The following is a 9148-nucleotide window of genomic DNA, read 5'->3' as shown; positions in this document are numbered from 1 at the left end:
GGTGGTGGGTGTCGCCGCCGGCAGGTCCCCACACGCCGTGCCGAGGGCGGCGAGGGCGCGGCAGCGCGCTGCTTCGGCGCGCAAGCGGTCGACCTTGGCCTCGGCGTCGGCGAGGTCGGCGGCCGGGATCGTGCGCTCGACCGACCCCTGGATGTCGACGGGCAGCTCCCCGACAGCGATGTCACTGCGCCGCTCGACGTCGGAGAAGTCGAGGGGACCGACCTCCCCGGCAACTCCGCGGAAGATGGCGACCTGTCCCGAGTCCGCACCGACATAGAACTGCTGCTGGGACCACGACCAGGCGGCGTACCCTCCACCCACGAGGATGGCGGCCACGACAAGGGTCGCCACGCCACGACGCAGCCCCCTCGACCTGCTCGATCGGCGAGGATCCTCCGCGAGCTGGGGGGAGTCATCGACGTCACGGCTGCGGCCAGTGGCCTCACGGGACAGGGCTGCTGCCTTCTCCGCCGGGGTGGTCGGGATCGCCTTGGTCTTGTCGCGAAGACTCTTCGCCGCTGCCCCGACGACCTGGGGCACGGTGGTGGGCAGGTCGTCCCCGTCGGGGTCGACGACGTCGGCGACGATGACGGTGACGTTGTCCCTGGTGTGGGCCTTCAGCGCGACCTCGACGCACCGGTCCGCCGCCTCGTCGGGGGTCCTGGCCTCCGTGAGGATCTCTTCGATGACGCCCGCGCCGACGAAGTCGGACAGGCCGTCGGAGCAGAGCAGGAAGCGGTCGCCCACCTTCGCCTCGCGCAGCGAGGTGTCGGGCTCGTCGTCGGGCTGACCGGTCATGACCCGGGTCACCACGGAACGCTGGGGGTGGCTGCCCGCCTCCTCCTGCGAGATCCGTCCCTCGTCGACCAGCTGCTGCACGAAGGAGTGGTCCTTGGTGATCTGGCTGAAGCTGCCACCACGGAGCATGAAGGCCCGGGAGTCGCCGATGTGGGCCATGGCGATCTTGTTGCCGGTGCGAAGCATGACGATCGTCGTCGAGCCCATGCCGGCGAGGTCGGAGTTCTCGCGCATGGCCTTGGTCAGCTTGGCGTTGGCCGAGCGAAGCGAGCGCTCGAGCAGGGTGATCGCCTGGTCGGCGCCGACGTCCTGCTCGTCGAGCGGGGCGAGCTCGCCGACGATCATCGAGCTGGCCACGTCGCCTGCGGCATGACCGCCCATGCCGTCGGCCAGGACGAGGAGGTTGGGTCCGGCGTAGCCGGAGTCCTCGTTGCGGGACTTCGGGCCGAGACCCAGGTCGGAGCGCGCGGCGTAGCGAAGAGCGATGGCCATGCCTCAGTCCTGGAACTCGAGGACGGTCTTGCCGATGCGCAGCGTCGTGCCGACATCGACCGGCTGCGGGGACGTGAGCTTGTCCCGCCCGATGAAGGTGCCGTTGGTCGAGCCGAGGTCCTCGACGAGCCAGCCCTCGCGCGCAGACGGGTCCGGGTAGATCCGGCAGTGACGACCCGACGCGTAGTCATCGTCGAGGACGAGAGCGCACTCGGGGTTGCGGCCGATGAGGATGGATTGCCCCCGCAGCGGGAGGGACGTGCCGGCGAGCGGACCCTCGGTGACGACGAGCAGCGTGGGGGCGCCCTTCGCCTTCCCGCGCCCGAACCTGGCGCGTGAGCGAGCGGGCGCAGCGGCGGGGGCCGGCGCCCGCGCCGCCTCCTTCGCAGCCCGGCGCTGCTGCCGCTCCTGCTCACGCAGAGCCTTGCGCTGGGACCGACGCGACACCGAGGTGCCGTAGATGTCGGTGCGCAGCACCCCGACGACGCTGAAGATGAAGATCCACAGCAGCGCGAGCAACCCCAGCCGCAGCAGGGTGAGGGTCAGTTCGCTCATGCGGCTCCAGTCATCGCGGGCGGCGCCTCACCGGCGGCCCGCACGGAACGTCGCCGACGTGCGCCCGAGCGTCAGGCGGTCGCCGTCCTCGAGCCGCTGGCTCGTGATGCGCTCGCCGTTGACGAAGGTGCCGTTGGTCGAGTTGAGGTCGCGGATCGACGTGACCAGATGCGGCCCGTCGGTCGTCACCCTGATCTCGCTGTGTCGACGGGACACCCCGGGGTCATCGACGACGATGTCGGCGGACTCGTCCCGCCCCAGAGTAGTGAGACTACCGAGGAGCGGGTAACGGTCTCCACCGATGTCGAGCCACGGTCGCGCGGACGGGTTGACGCGGGCCGGCCGGGCCGGGGGCTGCTCCTCGACCGCCGTGCCACCGGGCCGCTGGGGCTGGTGCGCGGCGTGCGGCTGGGCAGCGGGTGCCTCGTTCCCGGCACGCTTCGCGGTCGCGGGGCGCACGCGGAAGACGCCTGTCTCGAGGCCCTCACCCTCGATGAGAACCACCTCGAGTGGTCCGCCCGGCTGGTAGCCCTGGGAATCGGCATGCTCCTGTGCGGCGGCGACCAGATCGTCGGACAGCTCGTCCTCGTAGTCGCCCAGTCGCTCGTAGTCCGTCTCGCTGAGCTCGATGGTGTAGAGATTGGGGACCATGGCCCGCCCGTGGCCGAGGAGCGCCGCCCGGTCGTCCATGGCCCGGCGGATGGCCGAGGCGATCTCCACGGGCTGGACCTCGGACTTGAAGGCCTTGGCGAAGGCACCGTGGACAGCCTTGGCGAGACCGTGCTCGACCCGGTTGATGATTCCCACGCCGTCTCCTCTTCTACCCGGGATCGCTCCGGGCGTCCCATCGTAACCGGCGAGCACGGACGACGCCCCATCCCCGGGCGGCTGCCGACCCTCATTCCAGCGGCGCCGAGGTCGCAGTTGGGTGTTCACCAGATAACGATTGGGTTTGCCCTCGGCCCGAAGCATGGGACTATCGACAAGCGTGCCCTGACGGGCGCGGGCATGTGTCAGGCCAGCGAGGAGTGCTCGATGAGCAACGATGACAGCGGCACGGCCGAGGGTCAGGGGATCCCCGGCTACTCCGCCAACAACACCATCCCGGGCGGGTTCGCCCTGCCTTTGCCCACGGTGTCCAACTCCATCGACTCCCCGGCCGAGACCGACCAGAGCGCCGACCCGTGGTCGTCCACGTGGGACGACACGTCGTGGCAGCTCCCCGAGTCGGACTCCAGCGAGAGCCTCTACTCCTCGGACGAGCTCTCACAGTATGCCGCCAGCGACTGGGCCGACTCCGGTGACCACGCGGGCGGGCCGGGTCCCGAGGGTCAGACTGCGGCGAGCGGCTGGGAGCCGTGGGAGCCCACCGGGGCGAGCGGCTACAACCCCGACACCGGACACTGGTCCGAGCTGCAGCACAACGCCGAGGTCGCGGCGCAGTCCACGGAGGAGTACTCCGGCTGGGTCCCCGCCGGGTCGGCAGCCCCGGCAGCAGCGCCCCTCAACGGCCTGCACTACACCGGGGACCACTCCGCCGCGGCCCGCGCCCACGCCGCGACGCCGCCGGTCGACCCCGACGTCGCCGCAGCGGCAGCCGAGCTGGGGCACGAGCCGAGCCCAGCGGCATACGCAGAACCCCTGGCGCACGAGGGCACGGAACGTCCCAGGGCCGACGACCTCATCACCGTCCGCTCCAAGGGCGAGCGCCAGAAGGTCAAGGCGAGCTCGGGCTTGCGCCGGGCCTTCGGCCTCGGTCCCGGCCTCAAGGAGCTGCTCGAGCGCGACCGCATCGACCGGATCGCTCGACCCCTGTCCGGCCGCAAGACGATCATGGTCATCAACACCAAGGGCGGCGGCGGCAAGACCCTCGTGACGCTCATGCTCGCGAGCTACCTCGGGCGCTACCGGTCCGGCTCGGTCCTCGCCTGGGACAACAACGAGACCGAGGGCACGCTGGGCATGCGCGCGCCGTCGCAGAGCCACCACCGCACGGTCGTCGACCTCCTCGGCGCCCTGCCCCAGATCGCCGCAGACCCCAATGCCGGCACCTCCGAGCTCGAGCACTGGGTGCGAGAGCAGCGGGGCCTGTCCTTCGACGTACTCGCGTCGGCGGACGACGACGAGGCGATGCGGGTCATCGGTGAGCAGGAGTTCGAGGACCTGCACACGCAGCTGTCCCGCTTCTACCGGATGATCGTCATCGACACGGGCAACAACCGCCTCTCCCCCAACTGGCTGGCCGCCGCGGCTCGGGCAGACATGCTCGTCTTCGCGACGTCGCTCAAGGACGACACGTCGGTGGTCGCCGCCAAGAATCTCGACGCGCTCGTCGCCATGGGTCGGGGCGACCTCGTCAAGAACGCCGTCTGCGTCATCTCGCACACCACTGCGCGAGGCAACGACGTCGGCGCCGGTGTCCACACCCGCGAGCACTTCGAGCAGTGGGTCCGCGCCGTGGTCGACATCCCCTACGACCCCGCTCTGGCCCCGGGACTGCACCTCGACCCGCTCAAGATCAGCAAGAAGACACACGAGTCCTGCATGGAGATGGCCGCGGTCGTCGTCGACGGACTCTGACGGGCTTCTGACACGGGCGTCTGACGGGCGCGCGCGGGCACTCGCGGGCTCTGACGGGCTCTCGCGGCCCCTGCACGTTCGGACCGGGACTGGCGGGCCACCGCCGGTTTGGCGATCCCGGCCGTCATGCAGCACACTGTCTGCTTGTCACGCGCGAGTGGCGGAACGGCAGACGCGCTGTCTTCAGGTGGCAGTGTCCTTATGGGCGTGGGGGTTCAAATCCCCCCTCGCGCACAGGTGAAGGCCTCGACCGATCGGTCGGGGCCTTCGTGCTGTCCCGGCCGTGATGCAAGCGGGGGTGGGACCCTGCGACGCCTGCGGGAGCGGGCACTCCTGGGCATTGACTGTTGACGAGATTGTTGACAATCTCGTCAACAGTCCCGAGACTCGGGCCAACGTCCCGTACGAGGGCGGCCCTGGACTCAAGGAGGAGCCCACATGAACCACTCCCACCCGCAACGCCCGTCGGGGCAGGCCCGGCGTCGCGTCCTTGGAGCGATCGTCGCGACCGGCGCGCTCCTTCTCGCGGCCTGCGGATCGACCAGTGAGACGCCTGGGCCCGCCGCGAGCGAGCCCGGCGGTGCGGCCGGCGACACGACGGCCGTCAAGGTGGGCGTCATCCCCATCGTCGACGTCGCCCCCATCTACCTCGGCAAGGAGAAGGGCTTCTTCACGGAGGAGGGCCTCGACCTCACGCTCGAGACCGCTCAGGGCGGCGCCGCGATCGTGCCGGGCGTCGTCAGCGGGCAGTACCAGTTCGGCTTCAGCAACACCATCTCGCTGCTCCTCGCCAGCTCCAAGGATCTGCCGCTCAAGGTCGTGAGCAACGGCGTTGCGGCGTCGGCGGACCCCGCCAAGGACTTCGGCGGAATCGTCGTCAAGGCGGACAGCCCGATCCAGGGCATCGCGGACCTCGCGGGGAAGAAGATCGGGGTCAACACCCTCAACAACATCCAGACGACGACGATCAACGAGCTCGTCCGGGCGGCCGGCGGCGACCCGTCGGGCATCCAGTACGTCGAGCTCGCCTTCCCCGACATCCCCCCGGCCGTCGCCAGCGGTGACATCGACGCAGGCCAGCTCGTCGAGCCGTTCCTCACCATCGCCAAGAACCAGGGCGACCGCTACATCGGGTCGAACTACGCCGGCCTCATGCCGGAGCTCACCGTGGCGATGTACTTCACCTCCGCGAACTACGCCCAGTCCGATCCCGAGGTCGTCGAGGCCTTCACGGCAGCGATGAAGAAGTCGCTCGCCTATGCCGCCGAGCACCCTGACGAGGCGCGCGCGATCCTCGGCACCTACACGAAGATCGACCCCGAGGTGAGCGCGGCCGTGACGCTGCCCGGCTGGCCCGAGGAGATCAACCGGGACTCCGTGCAGAAGCTGTCCGACCTTGCCGTCCAGGACAAACTGCTCGACAGCGCACCCGACCTCGACGCACTCCTGCCGTGACCGTCGCCGAGGCCGGCCAGGCTCGGACGCGCTCGCGTCCGGGCCTGGCGGGCAGTCTGGTCGGCCCCGTCGGCCTCGGCGTCCTCGGCCTCGTCACTGTCGGCGCTGTCCTCGAGGTCCTGCCCCGGGTGGGGATCATCGACCGACGGTTCTTTCCTCCCTCGAGCGAGATTCTCGCCGCCCTGGTCACCGAGCTCGGGACGGCAGGGTTCTGGACCGCGCTGCTCCAGACGCTCCGCGGCTGGGCCCTGGGGCTGGCGCTCGCGATGGTCGCCGGCATCGTGGCCGGGGTCGTCATCGGGAGCATCCCGGTGCTGCGGTCCCTCACGGCCTCGACGATCGAGTTCCTCCGGCCGATCCCATCGGTGGCGCTCATCCCGCTCGTCGTGCTCATGTACGGCAGCCGCCCGCAGTCGGCCCTCATCCTCGTCGTCTACGCAGCCTTCTGGCAGGTCCTCGTCCAGGTCCTCTACGGCGTCGCGGACGTCGATCCGGTCGTCCGCGACACGGCCCGCTCGTATCGCTTCTCCCGCTGGACGGTCCTCCGCCAGGTCGTGTGGCCCACGGCCCTGCCCTACATCGTCACCGGCTTCCGTCTCGCCGCGGCGGTGGCCCTCATTCTCGAGATCACCGCAGAGCTCGTCATCGGCGTCCCCGGTCTCGGGCGCGATGTCGGCGTGGCCCAGAGCTCCGGTGCGGTCCCCCTGACCTACGCCCTCGTGGTCGTCGTCGGCGTCATCGGGATCACCGTCAATCTCGTCGCCCGGGCGATCGAGAGGCGCGTCCTGCGCTGGCACTCCTCGGTCCGGAGGGAGCTCGCGGCATGAGGCTTCGATCCGTCGGCACGCAGCTCCTCTTCGCGCTTGCGCTCCCGGCCGTCCTCCTCACCGTCTGGTGGGTTGCGTCAGCGGGCAGCACGAGCCCGTTCTGGCCACCGCTCAAGGACATCGCCGCGGCGTTCCCCGAGACGTGGACGTGGGACAAGCTCCGGACGGATGCCGTGCCCAGCCTCGCACGACTCGGGATCGGCTACGCCCTCGCCCTCGTCGTCGGCATCGCGGGTGGAACGGCGATCGGCCTGTCCCGAACCCTCCGCTCGTTCCTGGAGCCGACGCTGGAGTTCCTCCGCGCCATCCCGCCGCCCATTCTCATCCCGATCATCGCCCTCTTCGCCGGCTACACCGGCTGGACCGCGAAGATCGCGACGATCGCGCTCGGCTGTGTGTGGCCGATCCTGCTCAACGCCGTCGAGGGGGTGCGGGCCCTCGACGAGGTGCTCGTCGACACGGCCCGCAGCTACCGGTTCCGGCGGCCGACCTACCTGCTCCACGTCGTCCTGCGCGGATCGAGCCCGCAGGTTGCGACGGGGGCGCGCCAGGCCCTGTCGATCGGCGTCATCCTCATGGTCATCAGTGAGCTGTTCGCCGCCGACACGGGGCTGGGGGCCGCCATCGTGCAGTTCCAGCGCGGCTTCGCCATCCCCCAGATGTGGACGGGCATCATCCTGCTCGGAGTGCTGGGCTTCCTCCTGTCCCTGATCTTCCGGGTGGTCGAGCACCGCGCCCTCGCGTGGTACCGCGGCCAGCGCCAGTCCGAACGAGGGATCTGACCATGTCATCCGTTGCGCCGACCCAAGGAGAAGGCTCCGTGACCAACTCCGAGTCAGACTCCGACTCCAACCCCCAGACCAGCCGCCGGACCAGCGGCCAGACCAGCCGCCGGACCAGCTCCGGAGCAGACCCCCAGTCGGTGCCGCCGGTGCTCGACGTCCGTGGACTCCAGAAGACCTACACCGGGCACGGTCGCGACGTCGAGGCGGTCCGCAACCTCACCTTCGCGATCAGGCAGGGGGAGCTCGTCTGCATCGTCGGACCGTCCGGAGCGGGCAAGACGACGCTGCTGCGCTGCATCGCGGGTCTGCTGCCGATGACCGCGGGCGAGGTCATCCTCGACGGCAAGCGCGTCACCGAACCGCCCCCGGGTATGGCGGTCGTCTTCCAGGAATACGGCCGGAGCCTGTTCCCCTGGCTCACGGTGCGCCAGAACGTCGAGCTCCCGCTCAAGGAGAAGGGCCTGCCGCGGGCCGAGCGCCGAGCCAAGGTCGATGCCGCCCTCGAGGCGGTGGGCCTCGCCGACAGTGCCGGCTCTCATCCCTGGCAGCTCTCAGGCGGCATGCAGCAGCGCGTCGCCATCGCGCGAGCCGTCGCCTACGAGCCGTCCGTCCTGCTCATGGACGAGCCCTTCGCCGCCGTCGACGCCCAGACCCGAGCCGACCTCGAGGACCTCGTCCGGTCGCTGTGGCGCCAGCTCGGGGTGACCGTCCTCTTCGTCACCCACGACATCGACGAGGCGGTCTATCTCGGCGAGCGGGTCCTCGTCCTCACGAACCGACCGACCGTCGTCATGGCCGACGTCGCGATCGACCTCCCCGTGGACCGCGACCAGCTCGAGACCCGTGCCTCGACACGGTTCGCGGAGCTGCGGCACGACGTCTATGGCCTCATCCAGGAGGCCAAGGCCGGCAAGCGGCCGGAGCAGGAGCTGCCATGACCACCACCGCTCTGTCCGCACTCTCCGGCGAGAAGGGTCGACTGGTCGCCCATGCAGCCATTCGGGAGGCCATCACGCGCGGTGACCTCGTGCCGGCCCAGCGCCTCGTCGAGCAGGAGCTCGCAGAGCAGCACGGCGTCACGCGCGGCAGCGTCCGAGCCGCCCTCATCGACCTGTCGGCGGAAGGCCTGGTCGAACGCGTTCCCCATCGCGGCTCCCGCGTGCGCGTGGTCACCCTCGACGAAGCCGTCGCCATCACCGAGGTGCGGATGATGCTCGAGGGTCTGTGTGCGGCAAAGGCCGCGGCCAGGGCGACCCCGGAGGAGGCGGCCCGGCTGCGCGACCTCGGCGGGCAGATGCGGACCGCGGTCGAGTCGGGCGACGCGAACCGCTACTCCCAGCTCAACATTCAGCTCCACGCCAGTGTCCGCGACCTCGGGAACCAGCCGGTCGCAGCCGACCTGCTCGAGCGCCTCAACGGCCAGCTCGTGCGCCACCGATTCCGTCTCGCCCAGCGTGATGGCCGGCCACGACAGTCACTCGGTGAGCACCTCGAGATCATCGACGCCATCGCGAGCCATGATCCGGATCGCGCCACCCGGGCCGTGCACGCCCACCTCGCGAGCGTCATCGAGGCGCTCAAGGCGAAGTCCCAGGAGCTGCCGTGATCATCGATTGTCATGGGCATTACACGACGGCGCCGGCGCAGTTGGCGGCG

General features: G+C 70.2%; 9 protein-coding genes and 1 tRNA gene. 7 read left to right on the top strand and 3 right to left on the bottom strand.

Annotation, left to right across the window (positions count from 1 at the left end; translation table 11 throughout):
* The 3 genes from LOY02_RS08625 to LOY02_RS08615 all read right to left on the bottom strand — a co-directional run.
* The coding region (locus LOY02_RS08625) for a PP2C family protein-serine/threonine phosphatase (protein WP_317181938.1) at positions 1-1290 on the bottom strand (1290 nt) is incomplete at its 3' end.
* A 3-nt stretch (positions 1291-1293) separates the two neighbouring features.
* The gene (locus tag LOY02_RS08620) at positions 1294-1845 is read right to left on the bottom strand and encodes an FHA domain-containing protein (protein ID WP_317181937.1); all 552 of its coding nucleotides are present in this window, start codon (positions 1843-1845) and stop codon (positions 1294-1296) included.
* 27 nt (positions 1846-1872) lie between these two features.
* Entirely contained in the window at positions 1873-2652 is a 780-nt protein-coding gene (locus tag LOY02_RS08615; RefSeq protein ID WP_317181936.1) for a DUF3662 and FHA domain-containing protein, read from the bottom strand.
* Between the two features lie 228 nt (positions 2653-2880).
* Here LOY02_RS08615 and LOY02_RS08610 point away from each other — a divergent pair, with 228 nt between their 5' ends.
* From LOY02_RS08610 to LOY02_RS08580, 7 genes are all read left to right on the top strand, one after another.
* The gene (locus LOY02_RS08610) at positions 2881-4425 is read left to right on the top strand and encodes a hypothetical protein (protein WP_317181935.1); all 1545 of its coding nucleotides are present in this window, start codon (positions 2881-2883) and stop codon (positions 4423-4425) included.
* A gap of 151 nt (positions 4426-4576) precedes the next feature.
* Positions 4577-4659, top strand: a tRNA-Leu gene (locus LOY02_RS08605).
* A 204-nt stretch (positions 4660-4863) separates the two neighbouring features.
* A complete protein-coding gene (locus tag LOY02_RS08600) occupies positions 4864-5880 on the top strand; it encodes an ABC transporter substrate-binding protein (protein WP_317181934.1) in 1017 nt (338 codons plus the stop codon).
* Complete coding sequence (locus LOY02_RS08595) at positions 5877-6707, top strand: ABC transporter permease (protein ID WP_317181933.1); 831 nt, start codon at positions 5877-5879, stop codon at positions 6705-6707. Before LOY02_RS08600 ends, LOY02_RS08595 begins: the two co-directional genes overlap by 4 nt.
* On the top strand, positions 6704-7489 hold the full coding sequence (locus LOY02_RS08590) for an ABC transporter permease (protein ID WP_317181932.1): 786 nt from the start codon (positions 6704-6706) through the stop codon (positions 7487-7489). The genes LOY02_RS08595 and LOY02_RS08590 overlap by 4 nt, the downstream gene beginning before the upstream one ends.
* A 140-nt stretch (positions 7490-7629) precedes the next feature.
* Positions 7630-8430: an ABC transporter ATP-binding protein gene (locus LOY02_RS08585; protein ID WP_410505932.1), complete on the top strand. Its 801-nt coding sequence runs from the start codon at positions 7630-7632 to the stop codon at positions 8428-8430.
* A complete protein-coding gene (locus LOY02_RS08580) occupies positions 8427-9098 on the top strand; it encodes a GntR family transcriptional regulator (protein WP_317181931.1) in 672 nt (223 codons plus the stop codon). The genes LOY02_RS08585 and LOY02_RS08580 overlap by 4 nt, the downstream gene beginning before the upstream one ends.
* Positions 9099-9148: the final 50 nt, after the last annotated feature.

The organism is Intrasporangium sp. (assembly GCF_032907665.1).
In the GTDB taxonomy this organism is placed as follows: domain Bacteria; phylum Actinomycetota; class Actinomycetes; order Actinomycetales; family Dermatophilaceae; genus Intrasporangium.
The sequence above is the reverse complement of the archived record's forward strand: the minus strand, read 5'-3'. Positions and strand labels throughout refer to the sequence as shown.